The organism is Streptomyces sp. NPDC092296, from assembly GCF_044755465.1.
Classification (GTDB): domain Bacteria; phylum Actinomycetota; class Actinomycetes; order Streptomycetales; family Streptomycetaceae; genus Peterkaempfera.
This window is the reverse complement of record NZ_JBIVRB010000001.1, coordinates 1,202,017-1,224,941: the sequence shown is the minus strand read 5'-3', so window position 1 is coordinate 1,224,941 and position 22,925 is coordinate 1,202,017. Positions and strand designations below refer to the sequence as shown.

Annotated in this window: 20 protein-coding genes; 2 read left to right on the top strand and 18 right to left on the bottom strand. The window is 69.3% G+C overall.

From position 1 onward, the window contains the following. The first annotated feature begins 50 nt into the window (after positions 1-50). Positions 51-2,159 carry a dipeptide ABC transporter ATP-binding protein gene (locus tag ACIQGZ_RS05695; RefSeq protein ID WP_402599550.1) on the top strand — a complete coding sequence of 703 codons (2,109 nt, stop codon included), beginning with the start codon at positions 51-53 and terminating at the stop codon, positions 2,157-2,159. 71 nt (positions 2,160-2,230) lie between these two features. Continuing rightward, complete coding sequence (locus tag ACIQGZ_RS05690; protein WP_402599549.1) at positions 2,231-3,946, top strand: ABC transporter family substrate-binding protein; 1,716 nt, start codon at positions 2,231-2,233, stop codon at positions 3,944-3,946. Positions 3,947-4,011: 65 nt separating this feature from the next. Here ACIQGZ_RS05690 and ACIQGZ_RS05685 read toward each other — a convergent pair whose 3' ends face one another. The 18 genes from ACIQGZ_RS05685 to ACIQGZ_RS05600 all read right to left on the bottom strand — a co-directional run bounded on the left by ACIQGZ_RS05685 (position 4,012) and on the right by ACIQGZ_RS05600 (position 22,797). Further along, positions 4,012-5,031 (bottom strand): ABC transporter ATP-binding protein, encoded by a 1,020-nt coding sequence (locus tag ACIQGZ_RS05685; protein WP_402599548.1) that lies wholly within the window; start codon positions 5,029-5,031, stop codon positions 4,012-4,014. Then, positions 5,024-6,085 (bottom strand): ABC transporter ATP-binding protein, encoded by a 1,062-nt coding sequence (locus tag ACIQGZ_RS05680; RefSeq protein WP_402599547.1) that lies wholly within the window; start codon positions 6,083-6,085, stop codon positions 5,024-5,026. The genes ACIQGZ_RS05685 and ACIQGZ_RS05680 overlap by 8 nt, the downstream gene beginning before the upstream one ends. 14 nt (positions 6,086-6,099) lie before the next feature. After that, complete coding sequence (locus ACIQGZ_RS05675; RefSeq protein WP_402599546.1) at positions 6,100-7,089, bottom strand: ABC transporter permease; 990 nt, start codon at positions 7,087-7,089, stop codon at positions 6,100-6,102. Next, positions 7,082-8,005: an ABC transporter permease gene (locus tag ACIQGZ_RS05670; protein WP_402599545.1), complete on the bottom strand. Its 924-nt coding sequence runs from the start codon at positions 8,003-8,005 to the stop codon at positions 7,082-7,084. The genes ACIQGZ_RS05675 and ACIQGZ_RS05670 overlap by 8 nt, the downstream gene beginning before the upstream one ends. A 62-nt stretch (positions 8,006-8,067) precedes the next feature. After that, entirely contained in the window at positions 8,068-9,705 is a 1,638-nt protein-coding gene (locus ACIQGZ_RS05665; protein ID WP_402599544.1) for an ABC transporter substrate-binding protein, read from the bottom strand. A gap of 243 nt (positions 9,706-9,948) precedes the next feature. After that, positions 9,949-10,968: an ABC transporter ATP-binding protein gene (locus tag ACIQGZ_RS05660; RefSeq protein WP_402599543.1), complete on the bottom strand. Its 1,020-nt coding sequence runs from the start codon at positions 10,966-10,968 to the stop codon at positions 9,949-9,951. Then, positions 10,961-12,019, bottom strand: coding sequence for an ABC transporter ATP-binding protein (locus tag ACIQGZ_RS05655; protein ID WP_402599542.1), 1,059 nt, complete (start codon positions 12,017-12,019; stop codon positions 10,961-10,963). Before ACIQGZ_RS05655 ends, ACIQGZ_RS05660 begins: the two co-directional genes overlap by 8 nt. A 15-nt stretch (positions 12,020-12,034) precedes the next feature. Then, a complete protein-coding gene (locus ACIQGZ_RS05650) occupies positions 12,035-12,994 on the bottom strand; it encodes an ABC transporter permease (protein WP_402599541.1) in 960 nt (319 codons plus the stop codon). Then, entirely contained in the window at positions 12,987-13,913 is a 927-nt protein-coding gene (locus ACIQGZ_RS05645; protein WP_402599540.1) for an ABC transporter permease, read from the bottom strand. Before ACIQGZ_RS05645 ends, ACIQGZ_RS05650 begins: the two co-directional genes overlap by 8 nt. Positions 13,914-14,036: 123 nt before the next feature. Continuing rightward, positions 14,037-15,686, bottom strand: a complete 1,650-nt coding sequence (locus ACIQGZ_RS05640) for an ABC transporter substrate-binding protein (protein WP_402599539.1) — start codon at positions 15,684-15,686, stop codon at positions 14,037-14,039. Between the two features lie 388 nt (positions 15,687-16,074). Further along, a complete protein-coding gene (typA, locus tag ACIQGZ_RS05635; RefSeq protein ID WP_402599538.1) occupies positions 16,075-17,943 on the bottom strand; it encodes a translational GTPase TypA in 1,869 nt (622 codons plus the stop codon). A gap of 615 nt (positions 17,944-18,558) precedes the next feature. Continuing rightward, the gene (locus ACIQGZ_RS05630) at positions 18,559-18,834 is read right to left on the bottom strand and encodes a type II toxin-antitoxin system Phd/YefM family antitoxin (RefSeq protein ID WP_402599537.1); all 276 of its coding nucleotides are present in this window, start codon (positions 18,832-18,834) and stop codon (positions 18,559-18,561) included. 40 nt (positions 18,835-18,874) lie between these two features. Then, on the bottom strand, positions 18,875-19,210 hold the full coding sequence (locus tag ACIQGZ_RS05625; protein WP_402599536.1) for an NUDIX domain-containing protein: 336 nt from the start codon (positions 19,208-19,210) through the stop codon (positions 18,875-18,877). 203 nt (positions 19,211-19,413) lie between these two features. Beyond that, positions 19,414-20,067, bottom strand: a complete 654-nt coding sequence (locus ACIQGZ_RS05620; RefSeq protein WP_402599535.1) for a hypothetical protein — start codon at positions 20,065-20,067, stop codon at positions 19,414-19,416. Continuing rightward, positions 20,064-20,447, bottom strand: coding sequence for a hypothetical protein (locus ACIQGZ_RS05615; RefSeq protein ID WP_402599534.1), 384 nt, complete (start codon positions 20,445-20,447; stop codon positions 20,064-20,066). The genes ACIQGZ_RS05620 and ACIQGZ_RS05615 overlap by 4 nt, the downstream gene beginning before the upstream one ends. Position 20,448: 1 nt before the next feature. Beyond that, positions 20,449-20,883, bottom strand: coding sequence for an NUDIX domain-containing protein (locus tag ACIQGZ_RS05610; RefSeq protein WP_402599533.1), 435 nt, complete (start codon positions 20,881-20,883; stop codon positions 20,449-20,451). 83 nt (positions 20,884-20,966) lie between these two features. Beyond that, on the bottom strand, positions 20,967-22,112 hold the full coding sequence (locus tag ACIQGZ_RS05605) for a radical SAM protein (RefSeq protein ID WP_402599532.1): 1,146 nt from the start codon (positions 22,110-22,112) through the stop codon (positions 20,967-20,969). Beyond that, positions 22,099-22,797 carry a hypothetical protein gene (locus ACIQGZ_RS05600; RefSeq protein ID WP_402599531.1) on the bottom strand — a complete coding sequence of 233 codons (699 nt, stop codon included), beginning with the start codon at positions 22,795-22,797 and terminating at the stop codon, positions 22,099-22,101. Before ACIQGZ_RS05600 ends, ACIQGZ_RS05605 begins: the two co-directional genes overlap by 14 nt. Positions 22,798-22,925 lie beyond the last annotated feature (128 nt).

Genomic DNA, 22,925 nt, shown 5'->3' with positions numbered 1-22,925 from the left:
ACGACACCACCGCCGGCCACCGGCACCAGCAGTCAGAAAGGACCCCCCGCGTGATCGAGACCCGTCCCGAGCCGGGTCGGGCGCCGGCCGCCGCGACCGCCCCGGTCCTGGAGGTGGAGAACCTCCATGTCTCCTTCCCCAGCGAGGCCGGGGAGGTGCGCGCGGTGCGCGGCGTCTCGTACGCGGTGCGGCCGGGCGAGGTGCTGGGCATCGTGGGCGAGTCCGGCTCCGGCAAGTCCGTGACCTCGATGGCGGTGCTCGGCCTGCTGCCGGACTACGCCTCGGTCACCGGGACCGTCCGGCTCTCCGGCCGGGACATCCTGGGCCTCAACGACCGTGAGATGTCGAAGATCCGCGGCAAGGACATCGGCATGGTCTTCCAGGACCCGCTGTCCGCGCTCACCCCGGTCTACTCGGTCGGTACGCAGATCATCGAGGCCATCCGCATCCACCAGGACGTCTCCAAGGAGATCGCCCGCAAGAAGGCGATCGAGCTGCTGGACGTGGTGGGCATCCCCGACCCGGGCCGGCGGGTGGACGCCTTCCCGCACGAGTTCTCCGGCGGCATGCGCCAGCGCGCCATGATCGCGATGGCCATCGCCAACGACCCCAAGGTGATCATCGCGGACGAGCCCACCACGGCGCTGGACGTCACCATCCAGGCCCAGGTGCTGGACGTGCTGAAGACCGCCCAGGAGGTCACCGGCGCGGCGATCGTGATGATCACCCACGACCTCGGGGTGATCGCCGGCTTCGCCGACCGCGTCATGGTGATGTACGCCGGGCGGCCGGTGGAGACCGGCACGGTGGACCAGGTGTACTACACCCCCCGGATGCCGTACACGATCGGCCTGCTGGACTCCATCCCCCGACTGGACGACGACCGGGAGGCCCTGGTCCCGATCGAGGGCAACCCGCCGTCCATGGTGGAGCTGCCCCCGGGCTGCCCCTTCGCCCCCCGCTGCCCCATCAAGGTCGACCGCTGCCTGGACGTGGAGCCGGAGCTGGTCGCGCCGGACGGCGTGGACCACCCGATCGCCTGCATCCGCGGCGAGGAGCTGGGTGTGGAGGGCGGCCTGGACCCGGCCGCGATCTTCCCGGTGCCGGAGGTCCCGCCGGCCCACGAGCAGGAGCGGCGGCCGCGCGCCGAGCGGACCACCGTGCTGGAGGTCGACGGCCTGGTCAAGCACTTCCCGCTGCTCAAGGGCGCGGTCTTCAAGCGCCGGGTCGGTACGGTGCGCGCGGTCGACGGCATCAGCCTGGAGATCCGCGAGGGCGAGACGCTCGGCCTGGTCGGCGAGTCCGGCTGCGGCAAGACCACCACCCTGCTGGAGATCCTGGACCTGCCCACCGGGCAGGGCGGCTCCATCACCGTGCTGGGCAAGGACACCCGTACGCTGAACCGGTCCGGCCGCAAGGCGCTGCGCCGCGACGTCCAGGTGGTCTTCCAGGACCCGATGGCCTCGCTGGACTCCCGGATGCCGATCGGTGACATCCTCGCGGAGCCGCTGTCGACGCACGGCTGGTCCCGGGACCGGATCAGCGACCGCATCCCGGAGCTGCTGAAGCTGGTGGGCCTCAACCCGGACCACGCCGACCGCTATCCGCAGGAGTTCTCCGGCGGCCAGCGGCAGCGGATCAGCATCGCCCGCGCGCTCGCGCTGGAACCCAAGCTGGTGATCCTGGACGAGCCGGTGTCCGCACTGGACGTCTCCATCCAGGCCGGTGTGCTCAACCTGCTGAACGACCTCAAGTCGCGGCTGGGGCTGAGCTACCTGTTCGTCGCCCACGACCTGTCGGTGGTGCGGCACAGCGCCGACCGGGTGGCCGTGATGTACCTGGGCCGGATCGTCGAGATCGGGGAGACGGCGGACGTCTTCGCGGCGCCGTCCCACCCGTACACCCAGGCGCTGCTGTCGGCGGTGCCGCTGCCCGATCCGCGCCGGGAGCGGGAGCGGGAGCGCATCCTGCTCTCCGGCGACCTGCCCAGCCCGGCGGATGTGCCCAGCGGCTGCCGCTTCCGCAACCGCTGCCCCAAGTACGCCCAGCTGGACGAGGCGAAGGCCCAGCGCTGCCGGGACGACGACCCGGTCCTGCAGGGGCTCGCCACGGACCACTCCGCCGCGTGCCACTACGCGGCGGCGCTCCAGGTGGTCTGAGCCGTGGCAGCCGGATGCCGCGGCCCCGTACAACCGAACACCACCCTCTCGTTGACCTTGGGAGAAACCCTGTGAACCGTTCCAGAACGATGGTCGCCCTGGTGGCGTCCCTCGCGGCCGCCTCACTCAGCCTCACGGCATGCAGCAGCAGCGGGGGTGAGAAGAAGGCCAGCAGCCCGGAGGCGAGCAAGTCCGCCGAGAACACCGTGAAGATCACGGTCAGCGCGAACAACCCGGTGCCGCGCGAGAAGCTCAAGCAGGGCGGCACGCTCACCTGGGCGGTCGACCAGTACTCCGAGCAGTGGAACTACCTCCAGATCAACGGCGCCGAGTACACCACCGACTCGGTGATGGAGGCGCTGCTCCCGTCCCCGTTCCACGTGGACGAGAACGCGACGCCGTATGTCGCCAAGGAGTACTTCAGCAACGTCCAGCAGACCGTCAGCAACGGGAAGCAGGTCGTCACCTACGACATCAACCCCAAGGCCAAGTGGTCGGACGGCACCCCGATCACCTGGAAGGACCTGGCGTCCGAGGCCAACGCGCTGAGCGGCAAGAACGGCAAGTTCCAGGTCGGCAGCACCACCGGCTTCGAGGACATCGAGAGCGTCACCAAGGGCACCAGCGACCAGCAGGCCGTAGTGACCTTCAAGCGGAACTTCGGTGACTGGACCAGCCTGTTCGCCCCGCTCTACCCGGCGAAGTACACCGCGACCCCGGACGCCTTCAACAAGGGGTACCTCAACAAGATCCCGGTGACGGCCGGCCCCTTCAAGCTCCAGTCGCTGAACCCCACCACCAAGACGATCACCATCGTCCGCGACCCGAAGTGGTGGGACCAGCCCGCCATTCTGGACAAGATCGTCTACCGGGCGCTCACCAGCGACGCCGGGCCGGGCGCCTTCGCCAACGGCGAGGTCGACTTCATCAACATCGGCCCGGACCCGTCCGGCTTCAAGCAGGCGCAGAGCCGCAAGGACGGCGAGATCCGCGAGGCCGCCGGCCCGCAGTTCCGCCACTTCACCTTCAACACCAAGAGCCCGGTGCTGTCGGACGTCAACGTCCGCAAGGCCATCGCGCAGGCCATCAACCGCGAGGCCATCGCCAAGTCGGACCTCCAGGGCCTCAACTGGCCGCCGCTGATGCTGAACAACCACTTCTTCGTCAACGGCCAGAAGGGCTACCAGGACAACTCCGGCGACGTCGGCAAGTACAACCCGACCTCCGCCAAGGCGCTGCTGGACGCGGCCGGCTGGAAGACCAGCGGCCAGTACCGCCAGAAGGACGGCAAGACCCTTGAGGTGAAGTTCATCTACCCCGAGGGCACCGGCGTCTCGGAGAACGAGGGCAAGCTGGCGCAGAAGATGCTCCAGCAGGTCGGTGTGAAGCTCGACATCCAGCCGGTTCCGTCGGACGACTTCTTCGACAAGTACGTCCAGCCCGGCAAGTTCGACATCACCGCCTTCGCCTGGCTGGGCAACGCCTGGCCGGTGTCGTCCAACAAGTCGATCTACCAGAGCCCGCAGGGCGACAACAACTTCCAGAACTTCGCCTGGTACGCCAACCCGGAGATCGACGCCGCCATCGCCAAGAGCGCCGGCGACCTCGACCCGAACCAGGCCATCGCTGACGCCAACGCCGCCGACAAGCTGATCTGGGAGGGCGTGACCGTCTTCCCGCTGTACCAGCGTCCGGCCATCTTCGGCGCCAAGAAGAGCCTGGCCAACCTGGGCTCGCCGCAGAACCAGCAGGAGATCATCTACCAGAACATCGGCTTCACCAGCTGATCCCTGCTCCACACGACGCGGGCCCCGGGGCGCACCACCGCCCCGGGGCCCGCCCGCGCCTTTGGTCAGCCCGCGCCCACCACGTCCTTCTCCTCCGCGAAGTGGCAGGCCGAGGCATGCGCCGCCGCACCGCTCAGCCAGGACGGGGCGGCCAGCGGCGGCTCCTGCCGGGCGCACACCTCCTGGGCCTTCCAGCAGCGGGTGCGGAACCGGCAGCCGGACGGCGGATTGGCCGGGGACGGCACATCGCCCTGGAGGATGATCCGCTCCCGGTGCGCACGCGCCTCCGGGTCCGGCACCGGCACCGCCGAGAGCAGCGCCTGCGTGTACGGATGGGTGGGGTGCTCGTAGATCTGGACGTCGGTGCCGATCTCCACGATCTTGCCGAGGTACATCACGCCGACCCGGTCCGAGATGTGCCGGACGATCGACAGATCGTGCGCGATGAACATGTACGACAGCTCGAAGTCCTGCTGGAGCCGGCCCAGCAGGTTGATCACCTGGGCCTGCACCGAGACGTCCAGCGCGGAGACCGGCTCATCGCAGATGATCACCTCGGGCTTGAGCGCCAGCCCCCGGGCGATCCCGATCCGCTGCCGCTGACCGCCGGAGAACTGGTGCGGATACCGGTTGATGTACTCCGGATTCAGCCCCACCACGTCCAGCAGGTCCCGCACCGCCTTGCGGCGGTCCCCCTTGGGCGCGACCTCCGGGTGGATCTCATACGGCTCACCGATGATGTCACCGACCGTCATCCTCGGGTTCAGCGAGGTGTACGGGTCCTGGAACACCATCTGGATGTTCCGCCGCACCGCCTTCAGCGCCCGCCCGGACAGCTTGGCGATGTCCTCGCCCTTGTAGAGCACCTGGCCGGCCGTCGCCCGCTCCAGGTTCATCAGCACCTTGGCCAGCGTCGACTTGCCGCAGCCGGACTCCCCCACGATGCCCAAGGTCTCGCCCTGCGCCAGGTCCAGCGAGACCCCGTCCACCGCCCGTACCGCGCCGACCTGCCGCTTGAGGACGATGCCCTGGGTGATCGGGAAGTGCTTGACCAGGTCCCGCACCTGGAGGATGGGCTCAGCCATGAAGGGTCTCCTCCCAGAAGTGGCAGGCGCTGCCCCGGCCGGCCAGTGGAGTGCCGTCCGGCTCGGTGACCGGGTACAGCGGCGGCTCCTGGGCCGTGCAGACCTCGCGGGCCTGCGGGCAGCGCGGGTGGAAGGCGCAGCCCGGCGGGATGCGCAGCAGGCTGGGGGGCAGTCCCTTGATGGCGTACAGCTCCCGGCCCTTCTGGTCCAGGCGCGGGATGGAGCGCAGCAGGCCCTTGGTGTACGGGTGGGCCGGGCGCTGGTACAGCTCGTGGACCGGGGAGGTCTCCACGATCCGTCCGGCGTACATCACGGCGATCTTGTCGGCCACGTCGGCCACCACGCCGAGGTCATGGGTGATCAGGATCAGGCCCATGTGGTATTCGCGCTGGAGGTCCGCGAGCAGGTCCATCACCTGGGCCTGGACGGTGACGTCCAGCGCGGTGGTGGGCTCGTCCGCGATGATCAGGTCGGGCTCCAGGGCCAGCGCCATCGCGATCATGATCCGCTGCCGCATGCCACCGGAGAACTGGTGTGGGTAGTCGTTCACCCGGTCGCGGGCGGCCGGGATGCGTACCCGGTCCATCAGCTCCACGGCCTTGGCCTTGGCGTCCCGGCGCGAGGCGCCCTGGTGCACCCGGAACATCTCGCCCAGCTGGTAGCCGACCGTGAGCACCGGGTTGAGCGCGGACAGCGCGTCCTGGAAGATCATCGCCATCTTGGCGCCCCGGATCTGCCGCCGCTGGTCCTCGGAGACCTTCAGCAGGTCGCGGCCCTGGAAGAGGATCTCGCCCTGGGTGACCTGGCCGGGTGGCGAGTCCAGGATGCCCATCACGGCCTGGGAGCTGACCGACTTGCCGGAGCCGGACTCGCCCAGGATGGCCAGCGTCTCACCGGCCCGCACGCTGTAGTCGACGCCGTTGACGGCCTTGGCGACGCCCTCGCGGGTGCGGAACTCCACATGCAGGTTCCGCACCTCCAGCAGCGGGGAGCGGTCGCTGCCGCCGGTCCGGTCGCGGCCGGTGGGGGCGGTGGTCTGTTCGATGCTGCTCATCACGTCCTCCGGGCTCAGCGCAGCTTGGGATCGAGGGCGTCGCGCACCGCGTCGCCGAGCATGATGAACGCCAGCACGGTGAGGCTGAGCGCGCCTGCCGGGTAGAGCAGCATGTGCGGGGCGTTGCGGATGTACCCGGCGGCGGCCGAGATGTCGATGCCCCAGGAGACCGTCGGCGGCTTCAGCCCGACGCCGAGGTAGCTGAGGGTGGCCTCCAGCGCGATGTAGGTGCCCAGCGCGATGGTGGCGACCACGATCACCGGGGCGACGGCGTTGGGCAGCACATGGCGGGTCATCAGCCGGGTGTTGCCCGCGCCGAGGGCGCGGGCGGCCATCACGTAGTCGTGCTGCTTGGCGGTGATCACCGAGCCCCGGGCGATCCGGGCGACCTGCGGCCAGCCCAGCAGCACGATGAAGCCGACCACCGTCCAGATGGTGCTGCTGGGCAGTACGGAGAGCAGCACCAGGCCGCCGAGCAGGATCGGGATGCCGAAGAAGACATCGGTGATCCGGGAGAGCAGGGCGTCCCACCAGCCGCCGAAGAACCCGGCGAGGCCGCCGAGCACGATGCCGGCCAGCGCCGCCCCGGCGGTGGCGCAGACGCCGACGGTCACCGAGGCGCGGGCGCCGTAGACCACCCGGGTGTAGACGTCGCACCCCTGGGCGTCGAAGCCGAACCAGTGCCCGGCCGCCGGAGGGTCCAGCGACCGGCCCAGGTCGCAGGCGAGCGGGGAGCGGCTGGCGATGCTGCCGGGCCAGATCGAGACGAACACCAGGAAGAGGATCAGCAGCGCGGAGAGGATGAAGATCGGGTTGCGTCCCAGGTCCCCCCAGGCGTCCTGCCAGAGGCTGCGGGCCTTCTCGGTCCCGGGTCCGCCGGGGCCGGCCGCGCGGGCGTACTCGGCGCGCTCCAGCGAGTCGGCCTCGCCCATCGCCATGCCGCTGGGGTTGACGCCGGTCCGGTCCAGGCCCTCCGGCTCGCCGGGCTGATGGGGGTCAGGCATACCGGATCCTCGGGTCCAGGACCGCGTACAGCAGGTCGACCAGCAGGTTGGCGATCAGGAAGACGATGACCAGGATGGTGACGAAGCCGACCACGGTCGGTGAGTTCTGCCGCAGGATGCCCTGGTAGAGCTGGAAGCCCACCCCGTGGATGTTGAAGATCCGCTCGGTGACCAGGGCGCCGCCCATCAGCGCGCCGATGTCGGTGCCGAGGAAGGTGACCACCGGGATCAGCGAGTTGCGCAGCAGATGGCGGGTGATCACCCGGTGCCGGGGCAGTCCCTTGGCGACGGCGGTGCGCACATAGTCGGCGCGGGCGTTCTCCGCGACGGTGGTGCGGGTCAGCCGGGTCACATACGCCAGCGAGACGGCGGCCACCACGATGCCCGGCACGATCAGCTCGTTGAACGGCGCGTCGACCGAGACCGTCGCCGGGGCGACGCCCCATTTGACGCCGAGCAGCAGTTGCAGCAGGTAGCCGGTGACGAAGGTGGGCACCGCGACCACGATCAGGGTGAGGATCAGCACCGTGGTGTCCACCCAGCCGCGCCGCCGCAGGCCGCTGACCACGCCCAGCGCGATGCCGAAGACCGCCTCGACGATGATGGCCACCACGGTGAGCCGGATGGTGATCGGGAAGGCGCTGCCCATCAGTTCGGTGACCGGCTGTCCGTTGAAGGAGGTGCCGAAGTCGCCGGTGAAGATGCCGCGCATGTAGAGCAGGTACTGCTTCCACAGCGGCTCGTCCAGGTGCAGGTCATGGCGGATCTGGGCGGCGGTGGCGGGGTCCGGCGCCCTGTCGCCGAAGAGCGCCGCCACCGGGTCGCCCAGCGCGTACACCATGAGGAAGATCAGCAGGGTGGTGCCGATGAACACCGGGACCATCTGGAGCAGCCGCCGGATGATGTAGCGTCCCATGCGCCTCTACTCTCCGAGGGGACGGTGCGTCCGGCCCCGGGCCGGGACGCTCGGACGGCGGCTCAGCTCTTGACGGTGATCTCGTTGTACACCGGCACGCTGAACGGGTTGAGCCTCACGTGGGAGACATGGGCGGAGTAGCCGCCGACCGCGTTCTGGTACCAGAGCGGGATGGCCGGCATCTGCACCGCGAGGATCTTCTCGGCGTCCTGGAACTTGGCCACCGCGGCGGCGGAGTTGGGGGCGGCGTTGGCCTGGTTGACCAGCCGGTCGAAGTCGGCGTTGCCGAAGTGGGCGTCGTTGGAGGAGCCGCCGGTGGTGTAGAGCGGCTCCAGGAAGTCCTGGATCAGCGGGTAGTCCATCTGCCAGCCGGTGCGGAACGCGCTGGTCATCCGCTTGTCGGTGACCTGGCTGCGGAAGTCGGCGAAGGTGCCGACCGGGTTGCCCACGCAGGCGCGGTCATTGCCGAGCACGGTGTTGATGCTGTTGCAGACCGCGTCCACCCAGCTCTTGTGGTCGCCGTCGGCGTTGTAGCTGATGGTCATCTTCCCGCCGGGCAGGCCGCCGCCCTGCCGGATCAGCGTCCTGGCCCGGCCGGGGTCGTAGCCGCACGCCTGGCCGCAGAGGGTCTTGGAGTAGCCGCCCTTGGCGCCGAGCACCGGGGAGGTCCAGTCGGTGGCGGGGGTGCGGGAGTTGTGGAAGATCTTCTGGGTGATCTGCGGGCGGTTGATCGCCATCGACAGGCCGAGCCGGACCTTCTGCGCCTTGGCGGTGTTCCAGGCCGACTGGTACATCGGGAAGGAGATGGTCTGGATGATGCCGGCCGGCTGGTTGATGAAGCGGCCGGAGAGGTCGGTGGGGGCGTTGGCCAGCTGGGCGGCCGGGATGATGTCGATCACGTCCAGGTTGCCGGCCTGGAGGTCGGTGTAGGCGGTGTCGGCGTCGGTGTAGACGATCAGGTCGACCCCGTCGTTGCGTGCCTTGTCGGGTCCGCTGAAGGTGCTGCTCCTGCGCAGCTGCATCTGGGAGCCCTTGGTGTAGCTGGAGATGGCGTACGGGCCGTTGCCGATCGGCTTGTCGAGCCAGGCGGCGCGGTCGGTGAAGAAGGCCCGGGGCAGCGGGTAGTAGGCGGAGTAGCCGAGGGTGTCGGGGAAGGTGGAGAACTTCTGGGTGAGCCGGACGGTGAAGGTCAGGTCGTCGATCCGCTTCAGCCCGGACATGGTGCTCGCGGTGGGGCTGCCGGTGGCCGGGTGGACCTTGTCGTAGCCGTCGATGTACGCGAAGAAGGGGGCGTTGAGCTGCTTGCTGCTGAGCAGCGCCCCGAAGTTCCACGCGTCGACGAACGACCGGGCGTCGACCGGCTCGCCGTTGCTGAACTTCCAGCCCGGCTTCAGCTTGACGGTGAAGTTCTGCTGGTCGCTGCTGGTGATCGACTGGGCGACCTCGTCCTCGGCGGCGCCGGTGTCGGGGTTGTAGCGCTTCAGGCCCCGGAAGATCATGTCCAGTACCTTGCCGCCCTGCACCTCATTGGTGTCGGCGGGCTCCAGCGGGTTCTGCGGGTCGCCCCAGTACGCGCGGACCACGCTGCCGGAGTGGGAGCCCCCGCCGCCCGAGCCGCCGCCACCGCCGGAGCAGGAGGTGGCCGCCAGGGCGATGGCGGCGGTGCCGACGACCCATCCGACGTGCGCGGTTCCCCGCATGGAGTGCCTCCCTCAGCACAGGGACGGCGGCCTGCCGGACGCAGACCGGACCGGCGCCCCTTATGCCCGGTACGGGAGTTTCGGGCGCCGTGTCCACCATCGCACCCCCACCGTCGGCCATCCGCAAAGACCGGCACCCCCATGCGGGTGACGCCCGGTCCGTACGACGACGGCCCGGCCGCGCCACCCCGTGCGGGGGTGATGCGGCCGGGCCGTCGTCGTACAGCTCGGGTCGGGCTCGGCTCAGGCCGCGCCCACCACGTCCTTCTCCTCCGCGAAGTGGCAGGCCGAGTCATGGGCCGCGCCGCCCTTGAGCACGGTCGGCACCGCCAGCAGCGGGACCTCCTGCGCACAGCGGTCCTGGGCCTTCCAGCAGCGGGTGCGGAACCGGCAGCCGGACGGCGGATTGGCCGGGGACGGCACATCGCCCTGGAGGATGATCCGCTCCCGGTGCGCACGCGCCTCCGGGTCCGGCACCGGCACCGCCGAGAGCAGCGCCTGCGTGTACGGATGGGTGGGGTGCTCGTAGATCTCGGCGTCGGTGCCGATCTCGACCATCTTGCCGAGGTACATCACGCCGACCCGGTCCGAGATGTGCCGGACGATCGACAGATCGTGCGCGATGAACATGTACGACAGCTCGAAGTCCTGCTGGAGCCGGCCCAGCAGGTTGATCACCTGGGCCTGCACCGAGACGTCCAGCGCGGAGACCGGCTCATCGCAGATGATCACCTCAGGCTTGAGCGCCAGCCCCCGGGCGATCCCGATCCGCTGCCGCTGACCGCCGGAGAACTGGTGCGGATACCGGTTGATGTACTCCGGATTCAGCCCCACCACATCCAGCAGGTCCCGCACCGCCCTGCGGCGGTCCCCCTTGGGCGCGACCTCCGGGTGGATCTCATACGGCTCACCGATGATGTCACCGACCGTCATCCTCGGGTTCAGCGAGGTGTACGGGTCCTGGAACACCATCTGGATGTTCCGCCGCACCGCCTTCAACGCCCGCCCCGACAGCTTGGCGATGTCCTCGCCCTTGTAGAGCACCTGGCCGGCCGTCGCCCGCTCCAGGTTCATCAGCACCTTGGCCAGCGTCGACTTGCCGCAGCCGGACTCCCCCACGATGCCCAGCGTCTCGCCCTGCCGGAGGTCGAAGGAGACACCGTCGACGGCCTTGACCGCGCCGACCTGGCGGCGGAACAGCACGCCCTGGGTGAGCGGGAAGTGCTTGACCAGGTCCCGCACCTGGAGGATGGGCTCAGCCATGAAGGGTCTCCTCCCAGAAGTGGCATGCGCTGCCCCGGCCGACGAGTTCGGTGCCGTCCCGCTCGGTCACCTGGTGCAGGGCCGGGACGTCGGCGCGGCAGGTGTCCTGGGCCAGCGGGCAGCGCGGGTTGAAGGCGCAGCCGGTCGGGATGTGCAGCAGGTTCGGCGGCAGTCCCTTGATGGCGTACAGCTCCTGGCCCTTCTGGTCCAGGCGCGGGATGGAGCGCAGCAGGCCCTTGGTGTACGGGTGCGCGGGCCGCTGGTACAGCTCGTGCACCGGCGCGGTCTCCACGATCCGTCCGGCGTACATCACGGCGATCTTGTCGGCCACGTCGGCCACCACGCCGAGGTCATGGGTGATCAGGATCAGGCCCATGTGGAACTCGCGCTGCAACTCGGACAGCAGGTCCATCACCTGGGCCTGGACGGTGACGTCCAGCGCGGTGGTGGGCTCGTCCGCGATGATCAGGTCGGGCTCCAGGGCCAGCGCCATCGCGATCATGATCCGCTGCCGCATACCGCCGGAGAACTGGTGCGGGTAGTCGTTCACCCGCTCCCTGGCGGCGGGGATGCGTACCCGGTCCATCAGCTCCACGGCCTTGGCCTTGGCCGCCTTGCGGGACATGCCCCGGTGCACCCGGAACATCTCGCCCAGCTGGTAGCCGACCGACAGCACCGGGTTGAGCGCGGACAGCGCGTCCTGGAAGATCATGGCGATCTTCTGGCCGCGGATCTGCCGCCGCTGCTCATTGCTCATCTTGAGCATGTCCTGGCCCCGGAAGAGGATCTCGCCGTGCGAGATCCGGCCGGGCGGCATGTCCAGGATGCCCATGATGGTCTGCGCGGTCACCGACTTGCCGGAGCCGGACTCGCCCAGCACCGCCAGGGTCTCGCCGGCCGCGACGCTGTAGTTGACCCCGTTGACGGCCTTGGCGACGCCCTCGCGGGTGTGGAACTCCACATGCAGGTCGCGGACGTCCAGCAGCGGGGTGCCGGGGGCGAGGCGGTTGCCCGCCGTGGACCCGCCGGTCTTCTCGATCGTGGTGGTCATCGTGCCGCCCCTCTCTCAGCGCAGCTTGGGGTCGAGGGCGTCGCGCACCGCGTCGCCGAGCATGATGAACGCCAGCACCGTGATGCTCAGCATGCCCGCCGGGAAGAACAGGACGTGCGGAGCGGTGCGGATGACGTTCTGCGCCGACGAGATGTCGATGCCCCAGGAGACGGTGGGGTCGGCGAGCCCGATGCCCAGGAAGGACAGCGTGGCCTCGGTGGAGATGTAGCCGCCGAGCGCGATGGTGGCGACCACGATCACCGGGGCGATCGCGTTGGGCAGGATGTGCCGCATCATGATCCGCCAGGTGCCGGCGCCGAGCGCCTTGGCCGCGGTGACGTAGTCGGCCTGCTTCACGGTGATGACCGAGCCGCGCATCACCCGGGCGATCTGGGTCCAGCCGAGCACGGAGAGGCCGAGGACCACGATCCACACGGTGCGGTGGGTGAAGGCGTTCAGCACCACCAGGGCGCCGAGCAGCATCGGGATGCCGAAGAAGATGTCGGTGACCCGGGAGAGCAGGGTGTCCACCCAGCCGCCGAAGTAGCCGGCCACCAGGCCGACCAGGCCGCCCACCAGGGTGACGGCGGCGGTGACGCAGATGCCGACGATCACCGACGCGCGGGCGCCGTGGATGACGCGGGCGTAGATGCTGCGGCCCTGGCCGTCGTAGCCGAACCAGTCGGCGCCGAAGAAGTGGCCGTAGTCGGGCGCACCCAGGTAGTGGTGCATCAGGTCGCCGTCGCGCGGCGAGGCGGAGGTGAACAGCCCCGGCGCCACGGTGATCACCACCAGCACCAGGATCAGCAGCGCGGAGACCAGGAAGAACGGGTTGCGGCGCAGGTCCCGCCAGGCGTCGGACCACAGGCTGCGGGTCTTCTCCGGCTTCGCGGGGGCGGCCGCGACCCCGGCGACGGCGACGGCGTCCGCCGGTTCCTTGTCGGAGGCGATCATGTCAGGGATCACGTCAGGCATACCGGATCCTCGGGTCCAGGACCGCGTACAGCAGGTCGACGATCAGGCTGGCGAAGAGGTACACCACGACCAGCACGGAGACGATGCCCACCACGGTGGGCGACTCGGACGCGGTGATGGCCTTGTAGAGGGTCAGACCGACGCCCTTGACGTTGAAGATGCCCTCGGTGACCATGGCGCCGCCCATCAGGGCGCCCAGGTCGGTGCCGAGGAAGGTGACCACCGGGATCAGCGAGTTGCGCATCAGGTGGTTGGTGATCACGCGCCGCTTGGGGAGGCCCTTGGCGACGGCGGTGCGCATGTAGTCGGCGCTCAGGTTCTCCGCCACCGAGGTACGGGTCAGCCGCGCCACATAGGCGAGCGACACCGAGCCCAGTACCACGGCGGGCAGGATCAGCTGGCCGAGGTTGGTCGAGTCCTGGACGGTGGGGGTGACCCAGCCCAGGTTGATGCCGATCACCGTCTGGAAGATGAAGCCCAGCACGAAGACGGGTATGGAGATCAGCAGCAGCGTGACCACCAGGACGACCTTGTCGGCCCACCGGCCGCGCCACAGGCCGCCGACCATGCCGAGCAGCAGCCCGAGCACGGCCTCCACCGCGAAGGCCATCAGGGCCAGCCGGATGGTGACCGGGAAGGTCTCCTTGAGCACGTCCACGACCGCGCGGCCGCCGAACGTCTTGCCCAGGTTGCCGTGGATCAGGTTCCACAGGTAGTGCAGGTACTGCTGCCACCAGGGGAGGTCGAAGCCGTACTCGTGCCGCATCTGGGCGAGCTGGGCCGGGTCGGCCGGGCGGTCGCCCCACATCGCCTTGAGGGGGTCGCCGGGGAGGGCGTACACCATCAGGAAGATGAGAAAAGTGGTCCCGATGAACACCGGGATCATCTGGAGCAGTCGTCGTGCGACGTAGCGCCCCATCGTGCCTCCATGTAAGTCGGCGTGGGGACGGCCGACGCACCCGGTCGGGGTGCGCCGGCCGCCGTCCTCACTGGTCGTGCCTCGCCTGGAGGGCACGAGTTCGGCCGAGCGGTGCCGACCTGCTTACTTCTGCTTGACCTCGACGTCGGTGAAGACCGGGTTGCCGAACGAGTCGAACTTCACGTTGGTGACGTTGTTCGAGTAGCCGGAGGTGGTCTTGTAGTACCAGAGCGGGATCGAGGGCATGTCGACCGCGAGCTGCTTCTCCGCCTCCGCGTAGAGCTTCGCGGTCTCCTCCACCGAGGTGGCCTTGTCCGCGGCGTGGGCGAGCTTGTCGAACTCGGGGCTGGAGTAGCCGGCGTCGTTGGCGTCGGCGCCGGTGACGTAGACGTCCCGCAGGAAGTTGGCGTTCAGCGGGTAGTCCATCACCCAGCCGGTGCGGCTCAGGCTGTCGAACTTCTTGGTGGTGACCAGGTCACGCGCCGTCTTGAAGTCCGGCTTGCTGTCACCCGCGCACTCCACGCCGGTGGCCTGGCGGATGGAGTTGCAGACCGCGTCCACCCACTCCTTGTGGCCGCCGTCGGCGTTGTACAGGATGGTGACCTTGTTGCCGGGGACGCCGCCGCCCTGCTTGATCAGCTCCTTGGCCTTGGCGGGGTCGTAGGTGCAGGCCGCACCGCAGACGCCCTTCTCGTAGCCCATGACGCCCGGCGCCACCCAGCTGTCGGCCGGCTCGCGGGAGCCCTGGAGCACCGTCTTGGTGATGGTGTCGCGGTCGATCGCCATCGACAGGCCCTGGCGGACCAGGTTCTTGTCCTTGCCCTGCCACGCCTTGTTGAACATCGCGAAGGAGATGTTCTGGATGGCGCCCTGCGGCTGGTCCACGGCGCGGTCGCCGAGGTCGGCCTTGTAGCTGGCCAGCGCGGACGGCGGCACCTGGTCCATCACGTCCAGCGTGTCGGACTGGAGCTCCTTGTAGGCCGCCTCGCCGGTGGTCTCCACCTTGAAGACGATCCCGCCGTTCTTCGGCTTGTCCACGCCCGCGTAGTTCGGGAACGCCTTGACGGTGACGCCCTGGTTGTGGACCCACTTGACGAACTCGTACGGGCCGTTGCCGATCGGGGCCTCGCCGTACTTCTTCGGGTTGGTGAAGAAGACCTTCGGCAGCGGGGAGAACGCCGCGTAGCCGAGCTTGTACTCGAAGTACGAGACCGGGCCGGTCAGGTCGATGGTGAAGGTGTGGTCGTCCACGACCTTCAGGCCCGACATGGTCGTCGCCTTGGCGGCGCCCTTGTCCGGGTGGACCTCGTCGTAGCCCTTGATGTCGGAGAACCAGGAGCTGTTGATCTGGTCGTTCTTGGGGTTGGCGGCCCAGTTCCAGGCGTCGACGAAGGACGCGGCGTCGACCGGGGTGCCGTCGTGGAAGGTCCAGCCGGACTTCAGCTTGACGGTGTAGTGCTGGGCGTCCTTGGTCTCGATGGACTCGGCGACCTGGTTGCGCAGCTTGCCGGTGCTGGGGTCGTAGTCGACCAGGCCCTTGAAGAGCTCCTGGATGATCCGCCCGCCACCGACCTCCATGGCGTTCGCCGGCTGGAGCGGGCGCTGCGGCTCACTGCTCTGGTAGCTGAAGGTCCCCTGGGCGTTGATCGCCGACTTGGACCCGCCGTCACCGCTGCTCTTGCTGCTGCCGGAGTTGCTGCTGCCGCAAGCGGTCGCGGCGAGAGCTATGGCAACTGCCGCCACGACCATCTTGGTCTGAGTAGCACCGCGCATGGGGGGATGCCTCCTGATGAGAAACGTGCAACGTGGAGGTCGGTGCCTCCTCGCTCGGACCCGGCGCGCACCCCTGCGCATGACCCTTGACCCGAGCACAACGTCACCCACTATCCGTCACCCGGAGGCACGGAGTTGCTGATTCCGGATATCAATTTGGTGAAGTGACGCATGAAACAATCCCGCAAAACGGACAAACCTTACCTATACAGACACGTACGAAACGGACAGTCGCCTCACATGACGGACCGCTAGCACCGGTATCCGTACACTTTGCATCACACTGCGCTACGCGCGTTGATCACAGAGCGTTGATACGCCCCCGGGTGAGACCTCCACACCGGGGGCGTACGGGACTACCTCGGCGCCGGAAAGCCGGCGGGGCTGCTCAGCCCTTCTTGGCCCGCGAGGTGGCCCGACCGCGCTCCTTCTGGTCCAGCACCACCTTGCGGATGCGGACGGTCTCCGGGGTCACCTCGATGCACTCGTCCTCGCGGCAGAACTCCAGCGACTGCTCCAGCGAGAGCTTGCGCGGCGGCACCAGCGACTCGGTCACATCGGCCGTGGAGGAGCGCATGTTGGTGAGCTTCTTCTCCTTGGTGATGTTGACGTCCATGTCGTCGGCACGGGAGTTCTCACCCACGATCATGCCTTCGTACACCTCGGTGCCCGGGTCCACGAACAGGGTGCCGCGCTCCTGGAGGTTGGTCATCGCGAAGGCGGTGACCGGACCGGGACGGTCGGCCACCAGCGAGCCGCTGCTGCGGGTGCGCAGCTCGCCGAACCACGGCTCGTGGCCCTCGAAGATGGAGTGCGCGATGCCGGTGCCCCGGGTGTCGGTGAGGAACTCGGTACGGAAGCCGATCAGACCGCGCGCCGGGACCACAAACTCCATCCGGACCCAGCCGGACCCGTGGTTGGTCATGGTCTCCATGCGGCCCTTGCGGGTCGCCATCAGCTGGGTGATCGCGCCCAGGTACTCCTCGGGGCAGTCGATGGTCATCCGCTCGACCGGCTCGTGGACCTTGCCGTTGATCTCCTTGGTGACCACCTGCGGCTTGCCGACGGTCAGCTCGAAGCCCTCCCGGCGCATGGTCTCCACCAGGATGGCCAGCGCCAGCTCACCGCGGCCCTGCACCTCCCAGGCGTCCGGGCGCTCGGTCGGCAGCACCCGCAGCGACACATTGCCGACCAGCTCGCGGTCCAGCCGGTCCTTGACCAGCCGCGCGGTGACCTTGTGGCCCTTGCCGCCCTTGCCGACCAGCGGCGAGGTGTTGGTGCCGATGGTCATCGAGATGGCCGGCTCGTCCACCGTGATCAGCGGCAGCGCGATCGGGTTCTCCGCGTCGGCCAGCGTCTCGCCGATCATGATGTCCGGGATGCCGGCCACCGCGCAGATGTCGCCGGGACCGGCCTTCTCGGCCGGCTTGCGGGTGAGCGCCTCGGTCATCAGCAGCTCGGTGATCCGGACGTTGTGGACCGTACCGTCGCGCTTGATCCAGGCGACGGTCTGCCCCTTCTTCAGCTCGCCCTGCTCGACGCGGAGCAGCGCGATCCGGCCGAGGAAGTTGTCGGCGTCCAGGTTGGTGACATGCGCCTGGAGCGGGGCGTTCTCGTCGTACTCCGGGGCCGGGACGTGCGCCAGGATGGTGGAGAAGAACGGCTCCAGGCTGTCGCTGTCGGTCGGGACGGTGCCGTCCGCCGGCTTGGTCAGCGAGGCGATGCCGTCCCGGGCGCAGGCGTAGACGATCGGGAACTCGATCTGCTCCTCGGTGGCGTCCAGGTCCAGGAAGAGGTCGTACGTCTCATTGACGACCTCGTCGATCCGGGCGTCCGGGCGGTCCGTCTTGTTGATGCAGAGGATCACCGGCAGCTTGGCGGACAGCGCCTTGCGCAGCACGAAGCGGGTCTGCGGCAGCGGGCCCTCGGAGGCGTCCACCAGCAGCACCACGGCGTCCACCATCGACAGGCCGCGCTCGACCTCGCCGCCGAAGTCGGCGTGGCCGGGGGTGTCGATGATGTTGATGACGATCGGGTCGCCACCGTCCTTGGGGTGGTAACGGACGGCGGTGTTCTTCGCGAGAATGGTGATGCCCTTCTCGCGCTCCAGGTCGTTGGAGTCCATCATGCGCTCGTCGAGGTGCTGGTGGGCGGCGAAGGCACCGGCCTGCTTCAGCATGGCGTCGACCAGAGTGGTCTTGCCGTGGTCGACGTGGGCGACGATGGCGACGTTGCGGATGTCATTGCGCGTGGGCATGCGGAGCGGAGTCTCCCGGATCGTGGATCGTGGCGCCCCGGCCTGCTACCGGTCCACCTGCCGGGCTCGACATGCCACGGCTTGCTCCATGGTACGGGGACCGGGTGAACCTGGCAGAAACGGGCAGGTCGGCCGGGGCGGCACCCGGACCGGGCCGCGGGTGCCGACCACGCTGCGGCCGAAGTGGTCACCCGTACGGCGGGAGGCCGGCACGATCACGCCGCGTCCTTCCGCGACAGAACCACAGCCCCGCGCCCCGTCGCCCCGGCCGCCCTGCCCCGCTTCCGGCGGCCGGGTCTGCGGCTGCGGCTCGCGACCTCCCGGCGGACGCAGCCCTGCTGCGGGGCCGGCCGTCGGACGCCGTACCGCTCGCCCGGCAGGGCTGGCCCACGCCTGGTCCCTGGGCACCCTCGCGGCGGCCCTGACCGCCCACGGCCGCCCCGACGAAGCCCGCGCCACCCTGGCCCGCGCCAAGCGGTCGACCCCCGGCCTGCCCCGGATCGCCACCGTGACCGCCCTCCTCGACCGCAACCACGTCGACCCCGGCCCATCGCCCGCCCCCGGCCACTGACCCGCCGCCTTGACGAAGCGCTCCCACGGCCGACGCCCCGCTGGTCAGCCCCGGATGCGCGTCCAGGGGTCGTCGGCGGCGCGGTCCTCGGTGCCGAAGAACTCGTCCGCCTCCTGCCGCAGCAGGGCGTGGTCCACCTGCGGAAGTCTGCGGTGCCGCGCCGCCAACTGCTCGGCGCTCAGGCTGCGCCTGCGGTTGACGGGGCGCAGTTCGGCCACCTCGGCGCCGTTGCGGGTGATGCGGTAGCTCTCACCCGCTTCGACCGCAGCCATGACAGCCGCAGCGTGATTGCGGAACTCACGTTGGCCGATGGTCTTCATCCGGCCAGTGTCGCGCGATGTGTCCTGGGGCCATGCCGGGTCAGCGGAGGGCGGACAGGACGCGATCCCGCAGCCGCTCGTCAGCGATCGTCTCGGCGTCGCGCCAGGCGTAGTCGCTGACCTCCTCCGTTTGCAGGGTCACAGCGCTGTCCCCGGTGGTACGGAAGAGGAAGCGGAAGTCGATGTGCTGGTGTGCGGGCTCGCCCTTGGCGTCGTTGGCCGGGACGGGGTGCACGTCGATACGGACCGGGGACGCCTCCACCAGGGCGATCCCGGCGGGGCTGATGCCGGTCTCCTCGGCCAGCTCCCGCAGTGCGGCACCGGACAGGGTGTCGTCCTCCGGCGCACTTCCTTCGCGGCGAGCGGTGCCGGCCATCATTCGCCCGCCGAGGCCGGCAACGTCCGGCCGCTTCCGATCGGCGGCCGGTAGGCCGCGCGCTCGGCCTGGTCCCCGGCCCGTACGCACTCGGGAGCTGATCCGTACCCCCACCGAGCGGCGCCGGATCGACGCCGAGGCCGGCCACCGGGGGCATGGTCAGGCATCTACTGGCGGAAGCGTTGACCGCTGAACGGCCCTGGTCAGATGAGGTCGAGCCGGTCCAAAATGCGGGTGCAGTGGGCGAACTGGTGGTCGGTCATCCGCTTCGCGGTGGCTTCCTCGGGGCTCTCGGTGGCGGCGCCGTACTGCCACCACACATGGCCGGTGGTCCGGTCGGTGACCAGGAACCTGTCCTTGACGGCCGGGCCACGGACGATGAGTGAGACCGTGTCCGGGTCGGCGACGGCGGCGTGGACCATCGAGTGGTGCAGCGTGTAGTGGTAGCCGGAGCGCTCGGAACGGACCATCTTGGCCTGGAGCTCGGACACCTGCGTGGTCTCGTCGAAGCCGTCTTCCGTGCCGTAGAGGGTATGGGTGTACCGGCCGGAGATGAGCCTCGCGGAGTAGGTCCAGCGGTGGTTGTGGGGCCGGTCGTAGTGGTTGGCGCCGAAGAGGTGCAGGCGGATGCGGAACCCGGTCTCGTCGTCGTGGAGGACGATCTTGTCGAGGATGTCGTAGTGCTCGCACAGGCCCCGCAAGTGCGGGTTGGCGAAGGTGTTCTCGACGGCGGCCCGCAGGGCGGCGCGGTCCTCGGCCAGGTGGGCGAGGAGGTCGGCGGTCGCGGTCTCGACCGTGGCCGTATCGTTCCAGTCGAGTCCCCGGAGCCGGCCGGCGTAGGTCTGCATCGAACTCATGTGCGGACTCCTTGGGGTGAGCGCGGGTGGGCGGTGGTGCAGTGCGCGGTGCCGGTGGTGCAGGCCAGGCGCAAGCAGATGGGTATGTCGCGGTCGGCCAGGTAGGTGGCTGCGAAGCCTGCGGAGAACGCGGCGTCGGCTCCGTGGGTGTGGACGATGGGGCCTTGCCCGGTGGGGGCTCGGTGGCGGGCGGTGCTGGTGCGGCCCACGGCACCGTGCTGGCCGACGGCGGTCAGCGCAGTGATCGGGCCGTCTCCGGCGAGCGAGTGGAGGACGCCGTGAACCTCGGTGCCGGTGTCGGCAGCCGGGTACCGGTCCACGGTCAACAGGCGTGCGCCGGCCAGGTAGCTGAAGCAGGCGAGGTCCACGGCGTCGGTCATGTCAGGACCAGCCGCGCTCGGAGTACAGGGTGCCCTTGCGGTAGTGGGCCAGGGCCTCGGCGGCGTACGGGATCATTTCGTCGGGCAGTGCATCCAGGCTGAACCACTGCCAGGCGGCGCACTTGTCGGGCTCCAGGTTGATGACCTCGCCCGCCCAGTCGGCGGTCTCGAAGAACAGGGCGGTGCGGGCGTCGTCGGTGCGGTGGTGCATGACGTGGACGAGGCGGAGCCGGGCGGGGTCGATGGTGACGCCGATCTCCTCGGCGGCCTCCCGGGCGGCTCCGTTGGTGGCGCTCTCGCCGGGGTCGAGATGGCCGGACGGCAGGTGCCAGGCGCCGTCGGCGAAGCCGGTGTTCTGGCGCCGGCCCAGGAGGACCTGGCCGTCCCGAACGAGGATGATGTGCAGGTCAAGGCAGGTCTTGTAGCGCTCGGCCACAGTGGTTCCTTCGGGTTGTCCGGCGTGCGGCCGGATGGCCTCACGGGCTGATCAACGACACCTCAAACGGACTGTTTCGGCACTCAGTTCGCCGGGCTGGACTTCCACAGGCGGCACACCGGCAGGATGTCGGGCTCTTCGGCGCACGAGGCGCGCTTGTCCACGATCTCCTCGGCGGGGCAGCCGCCCATGCAGGAACCGGGGGCCTTGCAGCCGCCGCACGCGGACTGGGTGAGGGCCCCGGTGAACAGGTCGAACTCGTTCGGCCCCTTGTTCACGGTGATCGTGCCGTCGGGGGTGGTGATGGCGAAGTGGAGGTCGGTGTCGAACAGGAAGGAGCACACGTACGACCGGCCGTCGGGGAAGACGCTGATGCGGTCCAGGGTGCGGCCGATGCAGCCCCGGTAGCCCTCGGCCTCGAAGCGGGCCATCTCGGACCGATGGGCGAAGGTGGGCTGGTACCAGACCCGCGTGCGGTGGTCGGCGGCGACTGCGGGCAGCCGGCCGGTGAAATCCAGCCACTCGCGGGGGCTCATGCCCCACTCCTCGTTGCCGTGGCCGCGTCCGATCACGCTCATGACGTGGAACTTCACCAGGCTGACGCCCAGCGAGTCAGCGATGTCCAGCAGCCGCAGGCAGTCTGCCTCGTTGGCCTTGCTGACGGTGCAGATGATCCGGGTGTCGAAGCCGCGCTCGCACAGCTCGGCGACGTTCTTCAGGGTGGTCTTGAAGGTGCCCTCCCCGCGCACCTTGTCGTGGGTGGCGGGGCTGCCGCCGTCCACGCTGATCTGCACGTAGGAGAAGTCGCTGGGCTCCAGCTTCCGAAACTTCCTGATGGCCGGGTCGAGTCCGTTGCTGGTGGTGATGACGTGCTCGTAGCCGAGCTGCTTGGCCAGCCGGATGGTGTTCACGTAGTCGTAGTGCAGCGTGGGCTCGCCGCCGAGGACGGTGAGCTTGGAGCCGCCCATCTGCCGCCACGCGGTGAGGTTGGCCCTGATCTGTTCGGGCGGCATCTTCAGGGCGCGCTCCAGTCGGGTCCCCATGTAGCAGTCACCGCAGCGGAGCTGGCACGCCTCGGTGATGTAGAGGTACACGTTGCGGAACCGGCCGTACTCCACGCGCTCGATCCACCGCACGTCCTCGCCGGAGGCGGAGACGGAGGTCGGCATCCGGGCGTGCCCATAGGCGTCCTGGCGCAGAGCCGGACTGGGTAGATCAACGATGCTCACGGGGTGATCCCTTCGGGAGATGGACGTGAAGTTCCGCCTCTGCGGCGGCGAGGACCAGCGCCGGCGGCAGCTCGGCGTCGAGGATGCGCCAGGTGACGCCCTGAGTGCTCAGCGCGTTGCGGATCGACGGAAGGTTGCGCAGGAATCGGGCGGTCCGCGCATCATGCTGTTGCGGCTGGTCGGAGCCCCTACGCTGGACCTGGGCGCCGCAGCAGGCGCACAGGCCGTCCTGGCCGATGCGCGCGGGTCGGTGCGGCTCTGCGTCCTCGGTGGTGCAGGCCGGGCACACCCGGCGGTCCTCGGCGCGCCGCCGGGCCACCTGCGGTGCCAGCCGCAGCACCAGCGCCAGTGCGGGCACGCGCAGGGCGGCGAGGAGCCGGGCCAGGCAGTCTGCCTGATAGCCGTTGCCCGGATAGCCTTCGAAGATCACCGGTGTGACCTCTGTGGGCTGGTACTGGCCGGTGACGGCCTCGCGGACCAGGGCGACGGCCGCCTTGTCGGGCAGCCACCCCAGCGAATCGGCCCCCTCCCGCATGACCGCGGCCAGGGCCGCGTCGGTGCGGGCCCGTTGGTCGGCACACTCACGCAGTCGGAAAGTGCGCGTGTGGTGTCGGTCCTCCAACTGCCGGCTGAGGGTGCTCTTGCCGCTGGCGGGTGGCCCCAGCAGGAACACGGCAACGGCCATGGCCTTCTCCTCCGTAGGCGGGACAGGGGAACGCCTCGGCGTCAGTCGACGCCCGGTCAGGCGGCGCTGCGCACTCCTTCAAAGGGTGAATGTTCTGGCGAGCTGCGACAGGACCCGTCTGCTTTCCC